Below are 25,190 nucleotides of genomic sequence, written 5' to 3' on the forward strand. Positions count from 1 at the left end.
GGGTCCTAGGCGTCCTGCTGCTCGCCTGCCGGCGAGAGCTGCGAGAGCTCGACGTGACGGGCGAAGTCCGCGTTCGCGGCATACACCTGCTCAAAAGTGCCCACCGACGCCACCGCGCCGCCGTCGAGGAAGACGACCTGGTCGGCGTCCTTGATCGTCGACAACCGATGGGCGATCACCACCAACGTGATGTCCTTCTTGAGTTCGGCCAGGGCGCGGGCCACCAGGTGTTCGGTCTGCGCGTCCAACGCCGAGGTGGCCTCGTCGAGCACCAGCAGCTGGGGCCGGCGATAGAGTGCGCGCGCGATCCCGACGCGTTGACGTTGCCCGCCGGACAGGCGCGAACCGCGATCCCCCAGCTCGGTGTCCAGGCCCTCGGGGAGGTCATGGACGACATCTTGGAGTTGGGCTTGTGCGACCGCGCGCCGGGCGCGGTCGCGATCGACCTGGTCGGCGGCCACGTCGAAGGCGATGTTCTCGGCGAGCGTGGCATCGAGGATGAACACGTCCTGCGGGACGTAGCCGATCGAGGCCCGCCAGGTCGAGCCGGCCGCCGCCAGATCGACCCCGTCTGCCACAATTCGGCCCGCGGTGGGAGCGTGCAGCCCGAGGATCAGGTCGGCCAGGGTGGTCTTGCCTGCCCCACTCGAGCCGACGAATGCGGTTATCCCCCCCGCGGGAATGGTCAGGCTGACCCCGGACAGGGTGTCGGCGGCGGCGTCCGGATAGCGGAAGCTGACGTTGTCGAGAGTGATCCCGGTGTGCAGCGCCACCGGCCGCGCCACCTCGAGGCCACCGCGTGCGGCGGCCGCGGGGGGTGTGGCAGCGTTGTCGAACTCCGCCAGGACGAGGCCCAGGGCGGGAACTCCGACGCGAATGCTGGACAGGCTCCCCAGCAGGCTGGTCACCGAGGGCAGCACTCGGAAACCGGCCGCGACAAACATCGCGAGCACCGAGACGGCCCCCTCGGAGCCCCCGGCTGCGCGGGCAGTCACCAAGACCACCCCGACACCGAGGATGAAGAGGATCTCGAATACGTACTTCGGAAGGGCGGCAAGGAAGCTGGCCATCCGGCCGGCATACGCCCCGGTCAGGGCGGCGCTGCGGAAGCGCTGCACGAAGTGATCCTGGCTGCCGCGCAGGATGATCTCCTTCATCCCACCCAAGGCCGCCAGGCCGGCACGATAGCCGGCCATCGAGGCGCTGGTGAGCTCCTCACCGGATTGCCGCGCCCGCGGACGCACGAGCGTCGTGAACGCCACCGAGGCCAGCCCGAAATACCCCAGCACGACGGCCGTGGCGAGCGGTGCGACGACGAACAGCCCGCCGAGGATGGTCACGATGGCGATCGTCGTCGTGGCGGCGTTCATCAGGCCGTTGACGGTGTAGTTGAATACCTGCATCACCGCCGTGTCGGTGGTGCGCAGGAGTTCGGCCGTGCTGCGCCGGGAGACCTCGGTCCAGCGCGCGGTCAGCAGTTGCTGCAGCATTCGGGCCGAAACGACCACCCGCTCGGCGAAGACGAAGCCGACGAACCACCAGGTGAAGGCCATCTGGCCGAGGTCCTTGACGACGAACAAGGCAATGACGGCGGCCGTCAGGATCGTCAACGCCGTGCCGGGATCCGTCGTCCCGAGGACATCGAGAGCCAGCCGCGTCACCGGCGACGGCGTGTCGGCGCCCGTGGCGAGATCAAAGACCGGCAACACCAGTGCGACCGCCACCATGTCGAGCAACGAGAACACAGCCGAGCCGGCCAGGGCGAGGATCAGCTTGGCCTTGGTGCGGCGGTCGAACAGCCGGGCCAGATCGCGCAGCAGGCCTGCGATCACCCCGGCCGCTCCGGGTCGAAGGGCGCCGACGCTGCCGCGAGATCGCGGAAGTAGTCGATCGTCTCGCGCAGCCCCTCGCGCAGTTCGGTCGTCGGCCGCCACCCGAGGGCGGCCTCGGCGAGGGAGATGTCCGGACGACGGCGCACGGGGTCGTCCTGCGGCAGGTCACGATGCTCCAGTGGCGCCGAACTCCCGGTCAGCTCCAGGACCAGATTGGCCAGCTCGAGGATGGTGAACTCTGCCGGGTTGCCGAGGTTCACCGGGCCGCTGAAGTCGGCTGGCATGGCCATCAGCCGGACAAGCGCGTCCACCAGGTCATCGACATAGCAGAACGAGCGGGTCTGCTCCCCGGCCCCATAGATGGTGATCGGTTCGTCGCGCAGTGCCTGGACGATGAAGTTGGACACGACCCGGCCGTCGTCGGGCCGCATCGTGGGGCCATAGGTGTTGAAGATCCGGGCCACCTTGATGTCAAGACCGTGTTGCCGGCGGTAGTCGAAGAACAGCGTCTCCGCGCAACGCTTGCCCTCGTCGTAACACGAACGGATCCCGATCGGGTTGACATTGCCCCAGTACTCCTCGCGCTGCGGGTGGACCGTTGGATCGCCATACACCTCCGAGGTCGAGGCCAGCAGGATGCGGGCGTGGGTGCGCTTGGCCAGCCCGAGCGCGTTGATCGAGCCGTGCACGCTGGTCTTGGTTGTCTGCACCGGGTCGCGCTGGTAATAGATCGGGCTTGCCGGGCACGCCAGGTGATAGATCTCGTCGATTTCGACGTAGAGCGGGAAGGTCACATCGTGGCGGATCAGCTCGAAGCGCGGGTGCGACAGCAGGTCGCGCACATTGGCCCGGACGCCGGAATAGAAGTTGTCGACGACCAGGACCTCGTGGCCGAGCTCGAGCAGCCGCCGCGCCAGGTGTGAGCCGATGAACCCGGCTCCTCCCGTGATCATGGTCCGAGTTGCAGGCATGGTAGTTCGTTGTCCTCGATTCGCTGACAGTGCAGATTCTGTGAGTTCTCCTCCCGGATGGGGGTCCGGGCCAATGGGTCAAACTTCGTTCAGCACCTCTCGCCACACCCGGGCATGGGCGGCGGCCGATCGCTCCCAGGTGAACTCGGCGGCTCGCTGCCGTCCGGCGAGCACCTTGGCGCGGATGTCCGGCCCTCCGGCAAGAGCGTGCCCGATGCCGCTCGCCAACCCGTCGGCATCGGGAGTGACCAGCTGGCCCCCGTCGCCGACCACTTCGGGTAGGGAACTTGTGGCGGCGGCAACCAGCGGCACCCCGGCGGCCATCGCCTCCAAGGCCGGCAGGCCAAAACCCTCGTATCGGGATGGCACGACCACACAGGCAGCGGACGCCACCAGTCCCGGCATGAGGGCCTCCGGCACCCGCCCGGTCAAGACGGTCCGGGGAAGGCCGGCAAGGAACTGGCTGCGGCGGGCATCCGAAGGACCGGCCAGGACGAGCGTCACCTCGGAAACCTCCGCCGCCAAGCTCGCCCAGCCCGCCGCGAGGGCAGCCAGGTTCTTACGCTCGGTCGCCCCGCCCGCGCACAAGACATAGGGCGCACGCACGCCGAGGCCGGCGAGTTGCTTCCCCGAGAGTAGTGCGGCTTCGAAGTAGGCCGCGTCGACCCCGTTGGGTATGACGGTGGGCCGGGGAACCCCCAACACATCAACGATCTCGTCCGCCGAGAACTCGGACACGGTGATCACCGCCCGGGCACGGCGCAGTTCCGCGGCGGCCGCCGGGATGGCCGCGACTTCGTCATCGAAGCGCCAGGCGACCATGTCATGGACCGTGATCACATCGCGGCCCGGCGACGGGGGCAGATCGAGCCCGAGGCGATGACACAGGGTGTGCCGCGGATAGGCGACCCGGCCCACGAGCGCTCGTGCCCGGGCGCTTTGCCTCGCCAGCCGTCCCACGGGCAGCCGGCGGGTGCCGCGCTGGCGGGAGCGCAGCGGGCTGACCACGCACTCGCGCACCTGACAGCGTGAGGACCCATCGGCCAGCGCCGCCGAGGCGCGAGCGATGATCTCCCGCTCGTAGCGCTGGGCGCCCATTGGGGCCGCGCTCGCCGTGCGGGCGAGAACGAGGACGGGCACCGGCAAAGTCTAGCTCGCGGCCCGGGCCGGCCCGGTCGCAGCGATCGTCGTGGTGTTGAGTTGCGCTATGCAGATCTGGCTGGCCCCGAGCGCCTACTTCCCCGCCCGCGGCGGCGTCGAGGAACTGACCGCCCAGCTTGCCCGGCAGTATGCCGGGCTAGGGCACGAGGTAACCGTCGTCGTGCATCGCCACCCGGCGTCCTTGCCGGCCCGCGAGGAATGGGACGGGATCCATGTCGCGCGCCTGGAGATGAACCTGCCCGGACGTTCGGCGCGGCAGCTCGCGCGTTACCCACTGGCGCTGGGCACCCAGGTGCGCGCCCTGGACCGATTGCCCCGCCCCGATGTCGTGCACGTGCAGTGCGCCGCCAACCAGCTGCCGGCGCTGGCGGCCTTCACCCGGCTCAAATCGGTGCCATTGGTTGTGACCACGCAGGGCGAGGTCACGATGGATGCCGATCAGATCTATCAGCGCAGCGTACAGATGCGAGCAGCGCTGCGGCTGGGCGCCCGCCGGGCCGCGGCCGTGACGGCCTGCTCGCGACGGGCGGGGGATGACGCCGCCCGCGTGGCCAGCCGGTTCGCCGGGTGCCCCGTCATCCCCAACGGGATCGATCCGCAGCAGTGGTCGGTCACTCCGTTGCCCGGCGCCCCGGTTTATGCCGTTTGGTGTCGGCACGTGCCGCAAAAGGGCATCGACCTGCTCCTCGACGCATTCGCCACCGTCCGTGAGCGCCTTCCGGAGGCCGAACTGCTTGTTGGCGGCGAGGGCAGCGAGACCCCGAGGCTGCGCGCCCGCAGCGGCGCCGGAGTGCATTTCCTCGGCCCGCTCGATCGCGCCGGCGTTTCCGCCCTGCTCGAACGCTCCCGAGTGGTGGTGGTTCCCAGTCGGCTGGAACCGTTCGGCATCGTCGCGGTTGAGGCAATGGCCTGCGGCCGGGGGGTGGTGTGGAGCACCAACGGCGGGCTGGCCGACGCCACCGGCGGGCTGGGATGGGGGGTCAACCCGAACGACCGTGGCGCCCTGGCCGGGGCGATGCTCGCCGCCCACGCCGATCCGCTGGATCCACACCGGGCCCGCGCCCAGGCCGAGACGCTTGCCTGGAGCCAGATCGCCGACCGCTACGAACGCATTTATGACCGGGTCCGCCGGTCCGGATAACGCTCTCGCACATGGAAGGATGCGGGAGTGGATTCCGCCCTGGCCAAGCAACGGGCCAAGCAACTGCTGCGCCGCACAGTCGGCGAGCCCTATGTCGGCAAACGTCTCAAACAGCGCGCCATCGGCCGAGAGCTGTCCCGATTGCGGCTCGATCCCGAAGTGGTCGTGGACGCCGGCTGTGAGGATGCCACCTTCGTCTACTGGCTCGCCGACCGCTTCCCGCGGGCGCGAGTCGTCGCGGTGGACATCGATGCCGGTGCGGTGGCCCGATGCGCGGCCGCCCGCCCGAGCGGCTACGCCCGGCAGGTAGATTTCCGCGTGGCAAGCTTCGCCGAGCTGGCCTCGAATTCGGCCGATGTGATCGCCGCCCTGGACGTCCTCGAGCACATCGACGACGACGTGGCGGCCCTAGCAGACCTGTTCCGGGCATTGCGACCCGGCGGGCACCTGCTCATCCATGTGCCCCGCAACCCGTGGACGCACGCCGACGGACGCGTCGAGTTCGTCCCGGACGAGGACGCGTGGCGGATCAATCCGGGACATGTCCGCCACGGCTATGACCCGCTCCGGCTGACCTCTCTTGTGGCCAATGCCGGCTTCGAGGTCATCGACCGGCAGCTGTGGTTGCGACGCCGCTCGGTGCAGGCGTTCAACTTCTATCAGCGGGTGGAGCATCCTGCTCCCCTGCGCCTGCTCGCCGTGCCGGTCACCGATGTTCTCGGCCTGCTCGACCGTCGCCGCCCGGAGGCCGAGGGCAATGCGATCTGGGTGGTGGCGCGCAAACCAGTCCCCTCGCCATGACCTCACGTGCGGCATCGCCGAGGGTGAGCGTGGTCATCCCCGCATACGACCCCGGCGTCGAGCTCGAGCGGGCGATCACCAGCGTGCTGACGCAGACCATGCCCGATGTGGAAGTCGTCGTGCTCGATGACGGCTCCACCGAGGACTTGTCCTGGGTCGGGCGGCACGCCGATCCACGCGTGCGCTTCGAGCGGCAGCCCAACCGGGGCGTTTCCGTGGCGCGAAACGTGGCGGTCGGCCTCGCCCGGGCGCCGTGGATCGCCTTCCTCGACCAGGACGACGTGTGGCACCCCGCCAAACTGGAGAAGCAGTTGGCCGCCGTCGAGGCAGGTGAGGTCAGCTTCTGCTGCACCGGCTTCCACTGGATGCTCCCCGGCCGGCCGCCGCAGCCGGCCCATGGCGAGGTGAGCTACCTCGGTATGCTGCGCGACCAGCACGTCTGCCTCAGCTCGGTGTTGCTCTCCCGAGACCGCTACCTTGCCGTGGGAGGTCACGACCCGCTGCTGCGGATCATGCAGGACTACGACCTTTTCCTGCGGCTCCTGCGCGACGGACCCGACGCGATCGTGGTGCCCGAGGTGCTCGTCGACTATCACGTGCACGCGGCCAACGCCTCGCGGGACTATCACTCGGCGCTCGTCGAGCGGCGTTCGATCTTGCGTCGCCACGCCTGGGATGCCCGCCGGCGCGGACGCACAGATGCCGAGCGGGCCGTCGCCGCGGGCCTGGCCCGCACGAACCAACTGTTCGCGTCCCAGGCACTCGAGCAGGCCCGGCAGGCGCGCCACGCCGGTCGCCTGAGCGACGCCCTCCTCCACGGCTGGCGCTCGGCCCGCTGGGATCCCAAGGCACTTGGCCGCGCACTCGCCGCGCATGCGCGGGGGTGAGCCGTATGGATGAGCCGCCGTGTGGCACGCTTCGAGCGAGCCTTCGCATCGGGTAGGTCTTCGGTCGTCAGGTGACCAGAGACCTACACGATCCCGTCCGACCCGCGGCCTCGCGAAGCCCCGCGCCGCCCGGGCCGGGCTCGAGCTAGGCCAGCCGCGACCAGCGGGTGGCCAGCCGATGGATCGGGGCCGGGGCCGGGCCGAACCGGTGGCCGGCGGCCGCGAGCACTCCGGCGCCGGCCATGACCGCGCGACGCGCACCGGCGCGACGGCCGGGACCGGCCATACCTTCCCGCACTCCCGGGAGCACGTGGCGACGCAGGAACCGGCCCACGAGCCTCCCGCCCCCGCCAGCTGAGCGAATGAACAGGATGCCGTTGCGGACGTAGTAGAACAGCCCGAGGTAGGACATCTCGCCGCCGAAGGAGGCGGAGACCTGGTGGTGGATCGTCGTTCGGGTGTCGACCCGCAACGAGACACCGCTCGCCACGGCCCGGCGGCTCCAGTCGGAGTCCTCGAAGAGGAGGTAGTAGCGCTCGTCGAGGAGGCCGACCCGCCGCCAGGTCGCGGCCGTAGCGGTGACGCAGGCGCCGGCCAGGATGTCCGTTTCGCGTAACCCATCGGCGTCGGTCGGGCGCAGCCGGACCGACGGCCCGTGGTGAGGCAAGCCGCTCGCCGCCTCGATCTCGCCGCCAGCGAACCAGATCCGCTCGGGATCTTGGGTATAGGCAACGACCGGGCTGACCGCTACGCCGCCCCGGGCGACCGCGGCCAGCCGGGCCATCGCCCCGGGCGGCACGATCGTGTCGTTGTTGAGGATCGTCACGGCCTCGGCGCCCGCCGCGAGCGCCCACCGCAGCCCCGCGTTCATGCCGCCGGTGAACCCCGTGTTCGCGCCGGTCTGCAGCGTGTGCACGCCCAGGAAGCGCCGCTCGACCTCCTCCAGGGCTCCGTCGAACGACCCATTGTCGACGACCAGCACCTCGGCCTGCGGTGAGCCGCTGCGCAACGAATCCACGCAGGCCACCGAGTCGCGGCGTCCGAACCAGTTCAGGACGACGACGACATGGGTCATGACTTCAACGCGGCCCGGTAGGTAGCGCCCAGGAGCGGCGCGACGACCGCAGCGGCATACCGCTGCTCGACGCGTGCGCGCCCGACACGAGCGAGGTGGCGGGCCCGGTCGGGGTCGGTGAGCAGCCCGGCGATCGCTGCAGTGAGCCCGTTGACGTCATAGTCGTCGACCAGCACCGCGGCATCGCCGACGACGTCGGGGATCGATCCGGTGCGGGTGGTCACGATGGGGCGCCCGCAGGCCATCGCCTCCGCCAGCACGAAGCCGAACTGCTCTTGCCAATAGGGCGTCGACAGGCTGGGGACAGCGACGACGTCGGCGCCGCGGAAGATGCGGGGGATATCGGCATACGACTGACCGGCCAGGACGTGCACCCGGCCTCGAATGCCCAGCGCCGTCGCAGCTGTGGCCAGCCGTGGGCCCTCCGGGCCGCGCCCGATGACGACCAGATGGGCGTCGGCGCACGAGTTCGGCAGCGCGGCGAACGCGCGAATCAGCTCGGTGATTCCCTTTTCGCGGATGAGGCGACCGACATAGAGGACGATCCTCGCTTCGGCCGGCACATTGACCAGGCCCCGCAGGAACCCCGGCTCGTCGGCGGCCGAGAAGCGCTCCAGATCGAGCGCGCCGGGGATCACGTCGATCCTGGCCGGATCGACGCCTTCGGTGACGAGGCCCTGCCGCGCCAGCGGGGTCACCGCGACGAAGCGCGTCGCCTGCTCCCGCACCCGGGCCTTTCGCGCCGCTGTCGGCGGGTCATCGTCATACAGAAAGGGAATGTTCTCCCAGCAGGTCACGACGAGGGGTATGCCGCGGCGCCGGGCCACCGCAGCGGCCTGCTCGCTGACCGGAATGAAGGTCTCGGCGGCATGCACCAGGTCGCAGTCCGCGAGCGCCCCATCAAGCCCGCGCAACCAGCCGGCCGGGCCAAGGACGCGGTCTGGAGAGACACCGAGTCGCCGGACCAGCCGGGCAGCGCGGCTATCCGCCGGCGCAGGGAGCAAGGTCGCCGGGACCGGGATGAGACCGATCTCGTATCCGGGCGAACGCCGGCCGATTGCGCGGACCTGGAATCCGGGCAGGTGCCGGTAGACCTGCATCTCGTAGGGATTGAGGGCATCCCCGCGCACGACGGACACCCGCGGCCGATCTTCCCGGACCACGCCTTAGGACTCGCGCTCGGAGGTGCCGATCGAGGCGGCCTGGACGTCGCGGGGATCGGCGACCGAGTCGGCGGCGCGCAGCGGCGGGGCCGCTTCCAGCGCGATCGGCGTCAGCTCGGGCTGAGCCCGCTCGGTCGAAGACCGCCGCCCCGGCAGGAGCGAGCGGCGCTTGCCGTGCCGCGACTTCGATTGGCGCTGCCCATAGCCGTAGTAGCGGTAACGGTAGCGGCTCTCCGAGGGCGTGCCGGACATATTGACGGCGAACCCGGCCGCGTGTGCACCGACGGTCTCCAAGGAGGTGATCGCCGACTCCAGGTCGCGGCGCCGAGTGTGGTCGACGGCCACCACCATGATCAGGCCGCGGGTCAGGCGCTGCAGCAGCACCGCGTCGATCACCGGCACCAACGGCGGGGCGTCGACGAGGATGAAGTCGTAGCGACCGGCCAGGTCACCGAACAGGGAAGACATCGCCTCCGACCCGAGCAGCTCGCTCGGGTTTGGCGGCACGTCACCCGCGGCAAGCACCGACAGCGAGGAGTCAGGGCTGTCGTGGATGACGTCCTCGGGGGTGGCGGCACCGACAAGGATCGAGGTCAGGCCGGCCTTGCCCTCAATGCCCAGGTGCTTGTGAATCGTGGGCTTGCGCAGGTCGGCGTCGATGAGCAGCACCCGAATCCCGGATTGGGCCATGGCCCGGGCGAGGTTGACCACCGTCGTCGTCTTGCCCTCGCGAGGCACCGGCGAGGTGAGGACGAAGGCGTGTCCTCGGGTGGTCACATCGACATAGCGGACGTTGGTGCGCAGACGGCGCATGGCCTCGGCATACGGTCCCAGCGGGTCGTTGTCGACGTTGAGTTCGGCGGGCGTGCCTGAGCGCACCAGCGGGAGGTGACCGAGGATCGGCCGATCGGAGATGGCGGTGATGTGCTCGTCGTCGCGGATCTTGGTGTCGGCGGCATGGCGCAGCAGCGCCAACCCCACACCGAGTGCCACCCCGGTGAAGGCGCCCAACAACAAATTCCGCATCCAGTTGGGTGAGACCGGGCCGCCGGGCACACCGGCGGGGCTGACGACAACCGCGGTGATCGTGGCGCCGGGGTTGCTGAGCAAGGGCGCGAACTTCTTGCCCGCCTCGGCCAGCGCCGGACCCGCCTCGTTGGCGATTGTGGCCGCCTGCTCGGCGCTCGCCGCGCGGACGTCGAAGGTCATGACATTGGACGTCTCGCCCACGGTCGCGTTGACGTCGATCCCCGATCCCGGGGGCAGGCCGACGCGCGAGCGCAGTTCGTCCAGGATCGCCGGCGAGTGCAGGATTTCGGTATAGGTGACGAGATCCTGATTGGTCAGTGCGGTCGATTGGGTGGCGGTCGTTGGCTTCTTGTCGGGATCGGTCGCTGGAACCACAACCTGCTGCGCCGCCGAGAAGTACACGCGCGCGCTCGAGGCATAAGACGGGACGATCCGGCTGGTGACATAGACCGCGACACCGAGGACGAGCACAAAGGTCGCCAGGACGATCAGCCACCGGCGGGCAAGGATCCCAAGGAACTCCCTGACCGTCATCCGAGCGCAACCCTTCCTTTCCCGTAGCCAGCGCACATCATCGCACACCGAAGCCGCGCAACACGGCGTTGCGTTCTGCGACTACGCCCGGCGCGACGGCGAGCGTTGGGGGCCAACCACAGTGACAGGTGGTGCGTCTGGGAGACGTGGCTGTTACCGTCGAAGCTGTGATGTCTCGACTTCGTTCCCGTCCGGCACTGACCGCAATCGGATTGCTCGCGCTCGCCGGCGTGAGCGTCCCGGCACCGGCGGGTGCGACGACGCTAACGTGCAGCTCGTCGACCCCGGTGTCGCAGCGTCCGGTGATCCATGCCGGCGATGGCGGGACGTGCGTCGCGTTGGCCGAGCGGCTGCTCAAGCAGGCCTTCTTCTATGACGGTCCGACCACCGGCTACTGGAATGGCGACGCCGTTGACGGGATGAGCCGGTTCCAGCAGTCCTACCGGCTCTTGCGCCGGGACGGCTCGGTCCCGACCGCGTCCTGGCAGGTCCTCGAGAAGGTCAACGCCCCGTTCGATCAGTTCAAGTGCGGGAACGCCTCGAGCAACAAGGTGCTGCTCGTCTTCGACGACACGCCCACAAGCACGACGTCCTACCGCGCGCTCATCGACGCCGCGCGCGACGGCGGATATGGGATCGGTGTGGCCCCGAACGGCTCGGTCGTGCGCGCAGGCCTGGCCGATGTGGCTGCCGCGCGGGCGCGCGGTCTGCTGGTCGTCGACCACGCCTACGACCACTACGACCTGACGACGCTCAGTTCGGACAAGATCCGCTGGGAGATCACCCAACCCGATATCGGCAGCAACTACCTGCGCCCGCCCTACGGCTCGACCAATTCCACGGTCTTGTCGATCATGGCGCAGCAAGGGAAACGAAATTGCCTGTGGGATATCGATCCTCGCGACTGGGCGCGCAGCTCGCTGCCCCTGGAGGTCCCCGACTTCCGGATCTCGCCCCGGGAGGCGGCCGACTACATCATCCGCAACGCCCGTGGCGGCAGCTCCGTCGTGGTCCACATGCAGCACATGGGCACCAACGCCTCGCTCTTGCGTTATATCGACCTCGGGCTGCGCGACCGAGGCCTGAGCCTGTGCAAGAAGTGGGGCCGGGCCACCAACGCCAATATGCCCAACGCCTACTGCATTTGACAGGCGTGGTACCAGATCCCGGGGCCGTCTCGCCATTCGTACCGAAATCCCGGGTGTCCCGGCGTGTCCGCGCAGCGAGGTGTCCACATTGTGACCGGGGAGAGGCGCGAAACGTCCTTCAGGCGGTCTGATTGGGCAGGGTGTTTGCCGAGGCGTAGCTTCAAGGGCACCCGCCAAGACAACGGAGCGGCGATGGTGCCGCTCGACCTCGACCTACGCGAAAGCAGGCGCCGTCGATGAAAATCGTCGTTCTCGTCAAGTACGTCCCGAAGCCCACGGCCGTGTGGAAGTTCAGCCCCGACCTGACCATCGACCGCGGCGCCATCGACGGGCGGCTCTCAGAGCTCGACGAGTATGCCGTCGAACAGGCGGTGCGGCTGACCGAGGGCGGCCTGGACGCCGAAATCACGTACCTGACGGTGGGCCCGGCCGCCGCCAAGGACGGCCTGCTCAAGGCGCTGGCCATCGGCGGCACCAAAGCCGTCCATATCAGCGACGAGGCGATGCACGGCAGCGACGCGTTGGCGACCTCGCTGGTCATCGCCAAGGCCCTGGAGAAGATCGGCTACGACCTGGTTCTCACCGGGATGGCGAGCACCGACGGCGAGATGTCGGTCATGCCGTCCATGGTCGCCGACCGCCTCGGCGCCGCCCAGGCCACCTTTGCCAACTCCCTGTCCGTGGACGGTGACACGGTCACGATCACCCGCGACGGCGACGCCGCGAGCCTGGATGTGTCGGCGAGCCTGCCCGCGGTCGTCTCGGTCACCGACCGCACGGGTGAAGCCCGCTACCCGGCCTTCCGGCAGATCATGATGGCCAAAAAGAAGCCGATCGAGGTTCTCACCCTGGCCGACCTCGGCGTCGACGCCGGCAGCGTTGGCTCCGGCGCGGCCGCGGTCAAGGTGCGCAGTATCGACGCCGCCCCCGAGCGGCAGGCCGGCACCTTCGTCACCGATGACGGCACCGGCGCTGGCCAGTTGGCCGACTTCCTCGCCGCCCGCGGCCTCCTCTGACCCCGCCCCCCGGCATACCGACTCCCAGCGAAGGAATCACGTTGTCCACCGTTCTCGTCCTCGCCGAACTCACGCCGTCCGGGGTCCGCCCCGCCACCTTCGAGCTGCTCACCGCTGCCCGCGCCCTCGGCGATCCCGCTGCGGTCGTCGTCGGCGAGGCCGGCGATGATGTCGTCGCCCAGCTCGGCAACTATGGCGCCACGACGGTCTATGCCGTCGGCGGTGCCGCCGCCGAGGACTACCTCTCGGTGCCCAAGGCCGAGGCGCTCGTCCAGGTCGCCCAACAGGCCAACCCCTCCGCCATCTTGATCACCTCCGGTTCCGAAGGAAAGGACATCGCCGCCCGGGTAGCCGTGCGGCTCGACAGCGGCATCGTCACCGACGCCGTCTCCGTCGCCGACGAGGGCGGGACGATCGTCGCCGCCCAAGCGATCGTCGCCGGCACCTACCACGCAACGAGCGAGGTCACCCGCGGGCCGGCCGTCATCACCATGCGACCCAATGCGACCAACGCCGAGCAGGCCGCGGCGACCCCGAGCGTCGAGAACGTCGACGTGGCGATTAGCGACGCCGCCAAGGGGGCGAGCATCACCGCGCGCAACCCCAAGGTCTCCACCGGCCGGCCGGAGTTGACCGATGCCGCCGTCGTCGTCGCCGGTGGCCGAGGCGTCGGTTCCCCCGAGGGCATGGGCGTCATCGAACAACTCGCTGACACCCTCGGCGGCGCGGTGGGTGCCACCCGCGCTGTCACCGACCTCGGCTGGGCCGCCCACGACATCCAGGTCGGTCAAACCGGCAAGACCGTGGCCCCGAGTCTTTATGTCGCCGCCGGCGTCTCCGGCGCGATCCAACACCGCGCCGGCATGCAGTCGAGCAAGACGATCGTGGCCGTCAACAAGGACGCCAACGCGCCGATCTTCGCGATCTCCGACTTCGGGGTCGTCGGCGATCTGCATCAGGTGCTGCCCGCGCTTGTCGACGCCATCGCCGCCAAGCGCGGCTGACCCCGCCGTCCCTCCGAACCAGAGAGATCACACCGAGATGACTGACACCACGATGGGCCACGTCGGCGGCGCCGGGCTCGATCTGCCGACGCTGAAGATGATGATCGAGGCCCTCGGCGACTTCGTCGATGAGAACCTCCCTCCGGAAAAGATCCTCGACCTCGACCACGAGGACCGATGCCCCGAGGACGTCGTCCGGCTGATGTCCGATCCGGACACGCTCGGCGTCCAGCTCGTCTTCATCCCCGAGGCCTACGGCGGCATGGACGGCGGCGCCATGGACGCCTACCGCGTGTGCGAGGCGATGGCCCGCAAGGACCTCGGTGTCGCGACCGCGGTGTTTGCCACCTTCCTCGGCTCCGACCCGATCGTGGTCGGCGCCACCGAGGAGCAGAAGCAGGAGTGGCTGGGCGCCATCGGCGAGCGCGGTGTGATCTTTGCGTATGGCGCCACCGAGCCGGAGGCCGGTTCGGACCTGGGCGCGATGACAACCACCGCCGAACCGATCCGCGGCGACGACGGCGAGATCACCCACTACAAGATCAACGGCAAGAAGCAGTGGATTTCCAACGGTTCCATCGCCGACTACAGCACGATCCTCGCTGTCACCCCCGAGGGGCCGACGTGGTTCGTGGTCACCAAGGACACCGAGGGCTTCAGCGCCGCTCCCCCAGAGGACAAGCACGGCCTGCGGTTGTCCAACACCGCCGCACTCTTCCTCGACGATGTCACGGTGCCGGTGAGCGCCCTCGTTGGGACGGCCCCGGGCAAGGGTCTGGTCCAGGCCCAGCAAGTCTTCGGCTACACCCGACTGATGGTCGCCGCCTTCGGCCTGGGCACCGGCTGGGAATGCACCGACCGGGCGATCGCCTATTCCGTGGACCGGATCCAAGGCGGCGGACCGCTGAGCGAGAAGCAGGGCTTCACGCACAAGCTGATCGTCCCCCACGTCGTGCGGCTCGAGGCCGCGCGCGCCTTTATGGAGGACACCGCCGACAAGATCGACCGTGGCCTTGGCGAAGACGGCGCGATGAACACCGAGGGCGCCATCGCGAAGTATCTCGCGACGGAGGCAGGCAACGCCGCCGCCGACGCGGCCATCCAGGCCCACGGCGGCTACGGCTACACCCGGCCCTACATGGTCGAGAAGATGCGCCGTGACGTCCGCATCACCACCATCTACGAGGGCACCTCGGAGATCATGGAGATGACGATTGCGCGGGACCGGTGGCAGTTGCACCTGAAGTCCGCTGGCCGGCGCTATCTCGACCTCGCCACCGAGATGGAGTCGTTGCACGCGGCCAAGCCGCAGATCGGCGCCGGCACGGCGGCCCTGGCGGCCCGCGCGATGGCCGCGGTCCTGCAGGCCTGCCAGGTTGGCCGCCTCACTCGTAGCCAGCACATCCTCTTCCGCCTGGGCGAGCTGATCGCCTTCGCCGAGGGTGCAGCCGTCTTCGCCAAGGCGGCTGCGGCGCAGTTGGACGGCACCCGCCACGAGAAAAACCCCGGCCGCTTCGACGGTGCCGCCATGAGCGCGATGTCGCGGGTGTATGCCCGCGAGGTCGCGCAGCGGATCGCCAGCGACGGGGCTCGGTGGGTTGCCGGCGCGGCGGATCCTGGTTCCCCCGCCATCGGGACGCTCTCCGGCATCCCCTCGGCGGCGATCCTGACGGCGCAGGCTGGCATGCTCACCGACATGAACTACATCGCCGACGTGCTCTACGGGCGTCTCGGCAACTGATCACCTGTACATCGCGGGATCCTTCAAGGAGTAGTGGACGAGGATGACCACCAACACGGCCAGACCGGTCGCGATCGTCGGCGTCGCGGCGATCATGCCGCAGGCACCGAATGCAGACACGTTCTGGAACAACATCAAGTCCGGGCGGTACAGCATCACCGAGGTGCCTCCGGAGCGCTGGGATCCCGCGCTGTACTACGACCCGGACCATTCCGCCCGGGACAAGTGCTACTCCAAGATCGGCGGGTGGGTCCGGGAGTTCGACTGGGATCCGATCAAGTGGCGGCTTCCGGTCCCGCCGACGGTCGCCATGCAGATGGACGAGGGACAGCGGTGGGCGGTCAGCGCCGCCCGCGCGGCCCTGATGGATGCCGGCTGGCCGAACTGGTCGGTCGAGTCCGACAATGTTGCCGTCATTCTCGGCAATGCCATCGGCGGGGAGAAGCACTACCTCTCCTCGATGCGGGTGCGCCTGCCCGAGGTGCTCAAGCGGTTGCAATCCTCACCCACCCTGCAGGGACTCCCGGCGGACGTGCAGAAGCAGATCGTCGAGGAGACCAGGGCTCTTTATCTCGACAACACGTTTGAGATCACCGAGGACACGATGCCCGGTGAACTCGCCAACGTTATCGCTGGGCGGGTGTGCAATCTGCTCAACCTGCGCGGACCCAACTTCACCACCGACGCTGCCTGCGCGTCCGGTCTGGCCGCGCTCAGCTCGGCGATCGACGGCTTGGTCGATCACCAATACGACGCCGTCGTCACCGGTGGTGTCGACCGCAACATGGGGATCGACGCGTTCGTGAAGTTCTGCAAGATCGGCGCCCTCTCGGCCACCGGGACGCGCCCATTCGACGCGGGCGCCGACGGCTTTGTCATGGGCGAGGGCGCAGCCCTGTTCGTCCTCAAACGGCTCGAAGATGCCGAACGTGATGGCGACAGAATCTATGCCACCATCCTCGGCGTTGGCGGCTCGTCCGACGGCAAGGGCAAGGGGATCACCGCCCCCAACCCGGTCGGGCAACAGCTGGCCGTCCGGCGCGCGTGGAAGCGGGCCGGGCTTGAGCCGGCAGCGGCGAGTGCGGTGGAGGCACACGGAACCTCGACGCGAGTCGGAGACGCGGCCGAACTCACCTCGCTCACAACGGTTTTCGGCGAGTCAACCTCGGTCGTCGGGTCGATCGCCCTCGGCTCGGTCAAGTCGAATATTGGTCACCTCAAGGCAGCGGCGGGCACCGCTGGCCTGTTCAAGATGACGATGTCCCTGCACGAGAAGGTGATCGCGCCGAGCCTCAACTTCGTCAACCCCAACGACAACGTCGACTGGGGCGCCGTCCCGTTCGCGGTCAACACCAGCCTGCGGGCCTGGCCGGAGAGCCCGCACGGCGCCCGTGTCGGCGCGGTCAGCGCCTTCGGTTTCGGCGGCACCAACTTCCACGTCGTGGTCGAGGAACACGTCCCCGGCCGGCACAAGGCTCCCGCCCGCGTGTTCGCGTCCGCGGAGGTCCCGCAGGCCGCGGCCACCGCGCCGGTCGCCGCTTCACCCGTGGGCGCCGGGGCCCCCGTCGCCTCCGGAGTTCCCGCTGCGACCGCGGCGGCGGGGCCGGCCAAGGCGCCATTGCGCGGTGCCTTGGTCATCGGCGGACGGGACGACGCCGATGTCGCCGCGCAGGTCCGCACGGCCCTGGCCGCGGCCCAGGCCGGCACCGCTCCGGCGCCCGCGGCACCCGACCCGGCGCTCGGCTCGGCCGCCGTCCGGGTGGCCGTTGACTACGGCGATGCCGCCGAACTCGCCGGCAAGCTGACCAAACTGGTCAAGGCCTTCGACTCGGGCAATCAGGCGGCCTTTAGGCTGCTGCGCCAACAGGGCGTGTTTGTCGGGCGCGGTCCGGCTCCGAAGGTCGCCTTCCTCTATACCGGTCAGGGCTCCCAGTACGTCAACATGCTCAAGGGGCTGGTGGCCAAGGAGTCGACGGTCGCCAATACCTTCGCCGAAGCCGACCGGGTCATGACCCCGTTGCTCGGCGGGCGCACCCTGTCGTCCTACATCTTCATCGACGGCGACGACCCCGAGGCGGTCGAGACCCTCAACAAGCAGCTGATGCAGACCGAGATCACCCAGCCCGCCGTGCTGGCGACCGATCTGTCGCTCACCCGGCTGCTGGCCGCCTACAACGTCGTTCCCGACATGGTGATGGGGCACAGCCTCGGCGAGTATGGCGCCCTCGTCGCCGCCGGAGCCCTCACTCTGGAGAGCGCGCTCGAAGCCGTCAGTGCCCGTGGCAACGAGATGAAGAAGGTCTCGGTCGCCGACAACGGCGCGATGGCCGCGGTCTTCGGACCGCTCGACCAGATCGAAGCGCTGGTCAAGCAGGCCGATGGGTATGCCGTCGTCGCGAACATCAACAGCTACACCCAGGCTGTCGTCGGCGGAGCGACCGCTCCCGTCGAGGGTCTTGTCGAGAAGGCCAAGGCGGCCGGTATGAACGCCGTCCGCATCCCGGTCAGCCACGCCTTCCACACCGCGATCGTCGCGCCGGCCTCGGAGCCGCTGAAGGTGGCCCTGCGCCGGCTCAACGTCGTCGGCCCCAAGGTTCCCACGATCGCCAACGTGACCGGTGAGTTCTACCCGAGCGGCGCCGACACCGAGGTGATGCTCGACTACCTCGGCAAGCAGGTCGCCTCGCCCGTGCAGTTCGTCAAGGGCCTGGAGACTCTCTATGCGTCGGGGGCCCGGGTCTTCGTCGAGGTGGGGCCGAAGAAGGCGTTGCAGGGCTTCGTCGAGGACGTCCTCGGCAAGAAGCACGACGACGTGCTCGCCCTGTTCACCAATCACCCCAAGGTCGCCGACGAGGTTGCCCTCAACCAGGCCCTGTGTGGGCTGTATGCCGCCGGGCTCGGTTTTGCACCGGCGCCGGCGCCCGCGCCCGCGGCCGCTTCCGCGCCCGCGGCCGCTTCCGCAGTGGCGCCGGCCGCGGCCTCCGCGCCAGCCGCACCCGTGGCCTCCACTGCAGTGGCCCCCATCCTCAACCGCTCTGTCTCAGAAGGAAATGCGGTGTCCGATCAGACTCTGTTGGAACTCGGCAAGCTGTTTGCGGCGGTCCTCGATCAAGGACTGAAGCTGTATGCCGACGACCTCGGCTTCACCGCCGGCGCGGCCGCATTGGCGGGTCTGCCGGCCCGCAGTACCTCCGGTGGCGTGTCGATGGACATGGAGCCCGTGGTGGTCAGCGGCGCCTCTCTCGGCCTGCCGGGCACGCCGAAGATGTTCGACGATGCCAACATTGCGCGGATCCTCGCCGGTGACAACTTCATCAGCGCGGTCCCGATGGCCGTGCGCGAGTTGATGGCCGACCTGCGCATCACCCGGATCGTCAAGGACGCCTCGACCGGTGGCGGGAGCTTCCAGACGATCACCGACCCGGCCGATGTGATCAAGCTCGCCGGCATCCACGCGCCGGTGGACATCGTCGGTGAGTTCGGGATCGACAAGGCTCGTGACGAGGCGCTCGACGAGACCAGCCGGATGGCGATTGCGGCCGGCTTCGAGGCCCTGCGCGATGCGGGCATCCCCCTGGTCATGCAATACAAGACGACGACTCTCGGCACGCAATTGCCTGAGCGTTGGGCGTTGCCGCAGGCACTGCGAGACGACACCGGTGTCATCTTCGCCTCGGCCTACCCCGGCTACGGGAGCATGGTCAAGGAGGTCTCGAACTATTACCGCAACCGCGCCCGGCGCGAGCACCTGCTTGCCCTTGAAGGCGTCCGCGCGCTGATGAAGGCCGACGACCCGGCGATGGCCGAGGTCGAGCGCCTCATCGGCGGGCTGCGTGACGCCCTCAAGCGGGAGCCCTATGCCTTCGACCGGCGCTTCCTCTTCCGCACCCTGCCGATGGGGCACTCGCAGTTCGCCGAGATCATCGGCGCCCGCGGCCCGAACACGCACATCAACTCCGCCTGCGCATCCACCACCCAGGCGGTCGCGATCGCCGAGGACTGGATCCGCTCCGGACGCTGCCGCCGGGTGATCGTCGTCGGCTCCGACACCGCTACCGGTGAGGATCTGCTGCCGTGGATCACCTCCGGCTTCCTCGCCTCGGGGGCGGCGGCAACCGATGAGCGGGTCGAAGACGCCGCCACGCCGTTCGACCGGCGCCGCCATGGCATGATCGTCGGCGGTGGGGCCGCCGGTCTCGTCGTCGAGTCTGCGGCCGCGGCGCGCGAACGCGGGATTGCCCCGATCGCCGAAGTTCTCGCCGTGGTCACCTCCAACAGCGCCTTCCACGGCAGCCGGCTTGACATCGATCACATCGGCGGTGTCATGGAGTCGGTGATCGCCGAGGCGGAGGCCCGTGGCATCGACCGCCACCAGATCGCTCCCGACACGATGTTCGTCTCGCACGAGACCTACACTCCCGCCCGTGGCGGCAGCGCCTCGGCGGAAGTCTTCGCCTTGCGCCGCGTTTTCGGCGCCGCCGCGGACAAGATCGTGATCACCAACACCAAGGGCTTCACCGGTCACGCGCTGGGCGCCGGCATCGAGGACGTCGTCGCGATCAAGGCGCTCGAAACGGGCATCGTCCCGCCCGTGCCGAACTACAAGGAGCCCGACCCCGATCTGGGCGCGCTCAACCTCTCCCGCGGGGGCCCGAATCCGGTCAATTACGCCCTGCATCTGGGGGCCGGCTTCGGATCGCAGATCTCGATCAGCCTGATTCGCTGGGTGCCAACCCGTGATGGCCGCCGCCGCGCTCCGAGCGAACTCGGCTATGCCTATCGCATCGTCGATCAAGGCACGTGGCAGGCCTGGCTCGATTCGCTGTCGGGCCATGCCAACAGCACTCTCGAGGTCGACCACCGCAGGCTGCGGATCGTCGATATCGGTGCACCGGCCAAGCCCGCCAACCTCACGACCAATGTGCCGGTTCCGTATGCCGCTCAGCTGGCCGCCGCTCCGGCGTCCACCGCTCCGGCTCCGGTGGCCCCGGCACCGGTCGCCCCGGCACCGATGGCCCCGCCACCGATCGCCCCGGCTCCGGTCGCGCCGGCACCGATGGCGCCCGCGCCCGCGGCACCTGTGGCCGAGAGCGCCCCGCCGGCTGCGGCGCTCGATGAGATCCTCGCCAAGATCACCGCGATGGTCTCGGAGATGACCGGCTATCCCTCGGATCTGCTCGATCCCGACCTCGACCTCGAGGCCGACCTCGGCGTCGACACGGTCAAGCAGGCGGAGGTCTTCGCCGCCGTCCGCGAGAACTGGAATCTCGAGCGCGACGACAACCTCAAGCTGCGCGAGTTCCCCACCCTGCGCCACGTCGCCGGCTGGGTCCGCGGCAAGCTCGGCCTGCCCGAGCCGTCCGCCGGCGCGCCGAGCACGCTCTCGACCGGCGGCACGGTTGCCGCTCCGGCCGCGGCTGCTGCGATGGTCTCGACCGGTGGCGTCGTCGGCACGCCGGCTGCCGCGGCCGATGAGATCCTCGACAAGATCACGGCGATGGTCGCCGAGATGACCGGCTACCCGGCCGATCTGCTCGACCCCGACCTCGACCTCGAGGCCGACCTCGGCGTCGACACCGTCAAGCAGGCCGAGGTCTTCGCCGCCGTCCGCGAGAACTGGAATCTCGAGCGCGACGACAACCTCAAGCTGCGCGAGTTCCCCACCCTGCGCCACGTCGCCGGCTGGGTCCGCGGCAAACTCGGCCTGCCCGAGCCGTCCGCAGCAGCTCCTGCCGCGGCGCCCGCCCCAGCAGCGGCTCCAACAGCGCCCGCCGCGCCCGCCGCTCAAGCCAGCGACGAGATCATCGACAAGATCACGGCGATGGTCGCGGAGATGACCGGCTATCCGGCCGATCTGCTCGAGCCCGACCTCGACCTCGAGGCCGACCTGGGCGTCGACACGGTCAAGCAGGCCGAGGTCTTCGCCGCCGTCCGCGAGAACTGGAATCTCGAGCGCGACGACAACCTCAAGCTGCGCGAGTTCCCCACCCTGCGCCACGTCGCCGGCTGGGTCCGCGGCAAGCTCGGCCTGCCCGAGCCGTCCGCAGCAGCTCCTGCCGCTGCCGCTCCGGCCGCCGCAGCTCCGGCAGCCGCTCCGGCGGCCGCACCTGCGCCGGCAGCCGCCCCCGCGGCTGACGAGATCGTCGCCAAGGTGACCGAGATCGTCGCCGAGATGACCGGCTATCCGGCCGATCTGCTCGACCCCGACCTCGACCTCGAGGCCGACCTCGGCGTCGACACGGTCAAGCAGGCCGAGGTCTTCGCCGCCGTCCGGGCCAACTGGGACCTCGAGCGCGACGACAACCTCAAGCTGCGCGACTTCCCGACGATGAACCACGTCGCCGGCTGGGTCCGCGGCAAGCTCGGCCTGCCCGCGCCCACGGCAGCTGCGGCCGCCCCGCCAGCCGCCGCTGCACCGGCAGCGGAAGCCGTGCCGGCCGGCGCCCATGGCGCTCCGGCGGCCGACGAGATCGTCGCCAAGGTGACCGAGATCGTCGCCGAGATGACCGGCTATCCGGCCGATCTGCTCGACCCCGACCTCGACCTCGAGGCCGACCTCGGCGTCGACACAGTCAAGCAGGCCGAGGTCTTCGCCGCCGTCCGGGCCAACTGGGACCTCGAGCGCGACGACAACCTCAAGCTGCGCGACTTCCCGACGATGAACCACGTCGCCGGCTGGGTCCGCGGCAAGCTCGGCCTGCCCGCGCCCTCGGCAGCTGCCGCCGCCCCCGCAGCCGCCGCTGCACCGGCACCGGCCGCACCGGCAGCTGCCGCTGCACCGGCTCCGGCTGCTCCTGCGGCGGGCGCCGACCCGGTGTTGGGCAAGGTCACCCAGATCGTCGCGGACATGACCGGCTACCCGGCCGATCTGCTCGAGCCCGACCTCGACCTCGAGGCCGACCTCGGCGTCGACACGGTCAAGCAGGCCGAGGTCTTCGCCGCCGTCCGCGAGAACTGGCAGCTCGAGCGCGACGACAACCTCAAGCTGCGCGACTTCCCCACTCTGCGCCATGTCGCCGGCTGGGTGCACGACCGGCTCGGCACCTCTGCGGAGGGCTCTGCCGCGTCTGCCGGCGCACCGACGGCGGCGGCCGCCGCACCGGCTCCACCGGCCCATGCTCACGGCACCACGATCGTCGGCAACCTCAACGCCATCGACGCACTCCCCCGCCGCATTCCGGTCCCCTCGCTGCGTCCGTCCCTCGAGCGCTGCGTCGAGACCGGCGTGCAACTCAGCGGCGCCCGGATCGTGGTCCGCGGCGAGGGCGGCGGCGTCGCGGACGCCCTCGTCAAGCGGCTGGAGAAGGCCGGCGCCACCGTCCTGTTCGGTTCTGCCGAGACCAGCGACGACGACTTCGCCGGCCGCCTGGCCGAGTGGATGGCCGACGGCCCGATCGCCGGCGTCTACTGGCTGCCGGCGCTCGACGACGAGGGCGACGTCACGGCATACGAGCTGCACGAATGGCAAGGCGCCCTCCAGCGCCGGGTCAAGGGGCTCTATGCCACGATGCGGGCCCTGTGGGAGATGAGCCCGTTCCTCGTCGTCGCGACGCGCCTCGGCGGCTATCACGGCTACGACGCCGGCGGCGCCACCAGCGTGCTCGGCGGCTCGGTGACCGGCTTCGCGAAGTCCTACCAGAAGGAACGCGTGGGCACGCTGGTCAAGGCGGTCGACCTGCCGGCCAGCCGCAAGACCGCGGCGATCGCCGACTTGCTGATCGAGGAGACGCTGCGCGACCCCGGATGCATCGAGATAGGTCGGCCGGGTGACGGCCTGCGCTATGGCGTGGGGTTCGTCGTCGAGCCGTTCACGCCGCTCTCGGCCGACGGGTCCCCGCTGGGCGATGGCGGTATGGAGCTCGGCAAGGACAGCGTGTTCGTCATCACCGGAGCGGCCGGCAGCATCGTCGCGGCCATCACGGCCGACCTGGCCAAGGCCTCGGGTGGGACCTTCCACCTGCTCGACCTGACCTCGACGCCCGACCCGGACGATCCCGACCTGGCCGCTTTCCGGGCCGACAAGTCGGCGTTGAAGGGCCGGATCGCGGCTCGCCTCAAGGACGAGGGCAAGAAGCCCACCCCTGTCCTGATCGACCGCGAGATCGCTCGCCTGGAGCGTCTCGAATCAGCCCTGACGGCTATCGAGGCGGTCACCGACGCGGGCGGAACGGCCTACTACTACAGCGTCGACCTGACCGACGCCGGTGGCGTCGCCGAGGCGATGGACAAGGTGCGCGAGCGCAGCGGCAAGATCGATGTGCTCCTGCACGCGGCCGGGCTGGAAATCAGCCGCAACCTGCCCGAGAAGGAACCGCGCGAGTTCAATCTGGTCTTCGACGTCAAGACCACCGGGTGGTTCAACATGTGGCACTCGGCAAAGGACATGGAGGTCGGGGCGGTCGTCGTCTTCTCCTCCGTGGCCGGACGGTTCGGCAACAACGGGCAGACCGACTATGCCGCCGCCAACGACCTGCTCTGCAAGGTGGTCTCGAACCTGCGCCGGACCCGCCCGCAGACTCGGGGCATCGCCACCGACTGGACGGCCTGGGGCGGTATCGGCATGGCGACCCGCGGCTCCATCCCCAAGATCATGGAGATGGCCGGGGTGCAGATGCTGCCACCGGATGCCGGTGTCGCCTGGGTCCGCCGCGAGCTGCAGTCCTCGGCATACTCGGGCGAAATCGTCGTCGCCGGCGTCCTCGGGATGATGGCCGCCGAGTACCACGAAAGCGGTGGCCTCGACCCGGCTCAGGTCGGCGTCTCCGGGCCCATGTTGGGCACGATCCGGGCCAGCGTCCACACCGGCGCGACGTCGCAGACCACGCTCGACCCGAAGGAGCAGGCCTTCCTCTATGACCACCGGATCGACGGCACCCCCGTCCTTCCCGGGGTCATGGGAATGGAGTCCTTCGCCGAGGTGGCGTCGGTGCTCGCGCCGGCAGGCTACCGCGTGGGTGCCGTCGAGGACGTCGCGTTCTCGTCACCGGTGAAGTTCTACCGCGACGAGCCCCGGGAGCTGACGATCAGCGCGGTCGTCTCCCCCGACCCGGACGGTAGTGATCTGATCGCTCGGTGCACCCTGACCGCCAGCCGCCAGCTGCCCGGTCAGAGCGCCCCGGTGACCACGACCCACTTCACCGGCAAGGTCCGCCTCACCCAGACCCCGCCGGACGAGGCCACCGCGACCGTGGCGACCGACCCGGGCGAGAGCCCGCTGGAGCACGACACCATCTACACGTTCTACTTCCACGGCCCGGCCTACCAGGTCATGGAGGAGGCGTGGCGATCCGGTGACGGCTCGACGTCACGGATGCCGGTCGATTTGCCCGACAACCACACTCCGGGAGATCTGCCGGTGCTGATCGCGCCACGGCTGGTCGAGTTGTGCTTCCAGACCTCCGGGCTCTATGAAGCCGCAACCCAGGGCCGGCTCTCGTTGCCGATGCGCGTGGGACGCACCAGCGTCCACCGCGACCCGGCAAGCGTGGCCGGGCCCCTGTATGCGACGGCCGGCGCGGGTGATGGCGAGAACATGTTCGACGTCGTCGTCACCGACGCCAGCGGCTCGGTCGTGGTCACGCTGAGCAACTACGCGACCGTGCCCATGCCCGGCAATCTCGCCGAAGATGTCGCCGAGGCCTTCCGCCGGTCGTTCGGCTGATCCACCCCATCCCCGACGAGCGCACA

Annotated in this window: 14 protein-coding genes; 8 read left to right on the forward strand and 6 right to left on the reverse strand. The window is 69.5% G+C overall.

The features are described from left to right. Positions 1–5: 5 nt before the first annotated feature. The 3 genes from V9G19_RS27320 to V9G19_RS27330 form a co-directional block, all read right to left on the reverse strand. Positions 6–1,832, reverse strand: coding sequence for an ABC transporter ATP-binding protein (locus V9G19_RS27320; RefSeq protein WP_462288528.1), 1,827 nt, complete (start codon positions 1,830–1,832; stop codon positions 6–8). Beyond that, positions 1,829–2,803: a UDP-glucuronic acid decarboxylase family protein gene (locus V9G19_RS27325; protein WP_462288529.1), complete on the reverse strand. Its 975-nt coding sequence runs from the start codon at positions 2,801–2,803 to the stop codon at positions 1,829–1,831. The genes V9G19_RS27320 and V9G19_RS27325 overlap by 4 nt, the downstream gene beginning before the upstream one ends. Positions 2,804–2,881: 78 nt before the next feature. After that, on the reverse strand, positions 2,882–3,943 hold the full coding sequence (locus V9G19_RS27330; RefSeq protein WP_462288530.1) for a glycosyltransferase family 4 protein: 1,062 nt from the start codon (positions 3,941–3,943) through the stop codon (positions 2,882–2,884). A gap of 67 nt (positions 3,944–4,010) precedes the next feature. On the opposite strand from V9G19_RS27330, the gene V9G19_RS27335 reads away from it, so the two are divergent. Genes V9G19_RS27335 through V9G19_RS27345 form a run of 3 tightly spaced genes read left to right on the forward strand, consistent with a single transcriptional unit; the run spans position 4,011 to position 6,793 of the window. Beyond that, the gene (locus V9G19_RS27335; protein ID WP_462288531.1) at positions 4,011–5,105 is read left to right on the forward strand and encodes a glycosyltransferase family 4 protein; all 1,095 of its coding nucleotides are present in this window, start codon (positions 4,011–4,013) and stop codon (positions 5,103–5,105) included. A 27-nt stretch (positions 5,106–5,132) separates the two neighbouring features. Next, a complete protein-coding gene (locus V9G19_RS27340) occupies positions 5,133–5,906 on the forward strand; it encodes a class I SAM-dependent methyltransferase (protein ID WP_462288532.1) in 774 nt (257 codons plus the stop codon). Next, entirely contained in the window at positions 5,903–6,793 is an 891-nt protein-coding gene (locus tag V9G19_RS27345; protein WP_462288533.1) for a glycosyltransferase family 2 protein, read from the forward strand. Before V9G19_RS27340 ends, V9G19_RS27345 begins: the two co-directional genes overlap by 4 nt. Positions 6,794–6,938: 145 nt before the next feature. Here the strand turns inward: V9G19_RS27345 and V9G19_RS27350 are convergent, their stop codons facing one another. From V9G19_RS27350 to V9G19_RS27360, 3 genes are read right to left on the reverse strand one after another with little or no spacing between them, the layout of a single operon-like run. Then, on the reverse strand, positions 6,939–7,868 hold the full coding sequence (locus V9G19_RS27350) for a glycosyltransferase family 2 protein (protein WP_462288534.1): 930 nt from the start codon (positions 7,866–7,868) through the stop codon (positions 6,939–6,941). Next, complete coding sequence (locus V9G19_RS27355; protein WP_462288535.1) at positions 7,865–9,007, reverse strand: glycosyltransferase family 4 protein; 1,143 nt, start codon at positions 9,005–9,007, stop codon at positions 7,865–7,867. The genes V9G19_RS27350 and V9G19_RS27355 overlap by 4 nt, the downstream gene beginning before the upstream one ends. A gap of 27 nt (positions 9,008–9,034) precedes the next feature. Further along, positions 9,035–10,594 carry a tyrosine-protein kinase domain-containing protein gene (locus V9G19_RS27360; RefSeq protein WP_462288536.1) on the reverse strand — a complete coding sequence of 520 codons (1,560 nt, stop codon included), beginning with the start codon at positions 10,592–10,594 and terminating at the stop codon, positions 9,035–9,037. Positions 10,595–10,764: 170 nt separating this feature from the next. Here V9G19_RS27360 and V9G19_RS27365 point away from each other — a divergent pair, with 170 nt between their 5' ends. From V9G19_RS27365 to V9G19_RS27385, 5 genes are all read left to right on the forward strand, one after another. After that, positions 10,765–11,742: a polysaccharide deacetylase family protein gene (locus V9G19_RS27365; RefSeq protein WP_462288537.1), complete on the forward strand. Its 978-nt coding sequence runs from the start codon at positions 10,765–10,767 to the stop codon at positions 11,740–11,742. Positions 11,743–11,978: 236 nt separating this feature from the next. Beyond that, complete coding sequence (locus V9G19_RS27370; RefSeq protein ID WP_462288538.1) at positions 11,979–12,758, forward strand: electron transfer flavoprotein subunit beta/FixA family protein; 780 nt, start codon at positions 11,979–11,981, stop codon at positions 12,756–12,758. A gap of 41 nt (positions 12,759–12,799) precedes the next feature. Next, positions 12,800–13,762, forward strand: a complete 963-nt coding sequence (locus tag V9G19_RS27375; protein ID WP_462288539.1) for an electron transfer flavoprotein subunit alpha/FixB family protein — start codon at positions 12,800–12,802, stop codon at positions 13,760–13,762. Positions 13,763–13,799: 37 nt separating this feature from the next. Beyond that, positions 13,800–15,503: an acyl-CoA dehydrogenase family protein gene (locus V9G19_RS27380; RefSeq protein WP_462288540.1), complete on the forward strand. Its 1,704-nt coding sequence runs from the start codon at positions 13,800–13,802 to the stop codon at positions 15,501–15,503. A gap of 43 nt (positions 15,504–15,546) precedes the next feature. After that, a complete protein-coding gene (locus V9G19_RS27385; RefSeq protein WP_462288541.1) occupies positions 15,547–25,164 on the forward strand; it encodes an SDR family NAD(P)-dependent oxidoreductase in 9,618 nt (3,205 codons plus the stop codon). Positions 25,165–25,190: the final 26 nt, after the last annotated feature.

The organism is Nostocoides sp. (assembly GCF_037045025.1).
Classification (GTDB): domain Bacteria; phylum Actinomycetota; class Actinomycetes; order Actinomycetales; family Dermatophilaceae; genus Nostocoides_A.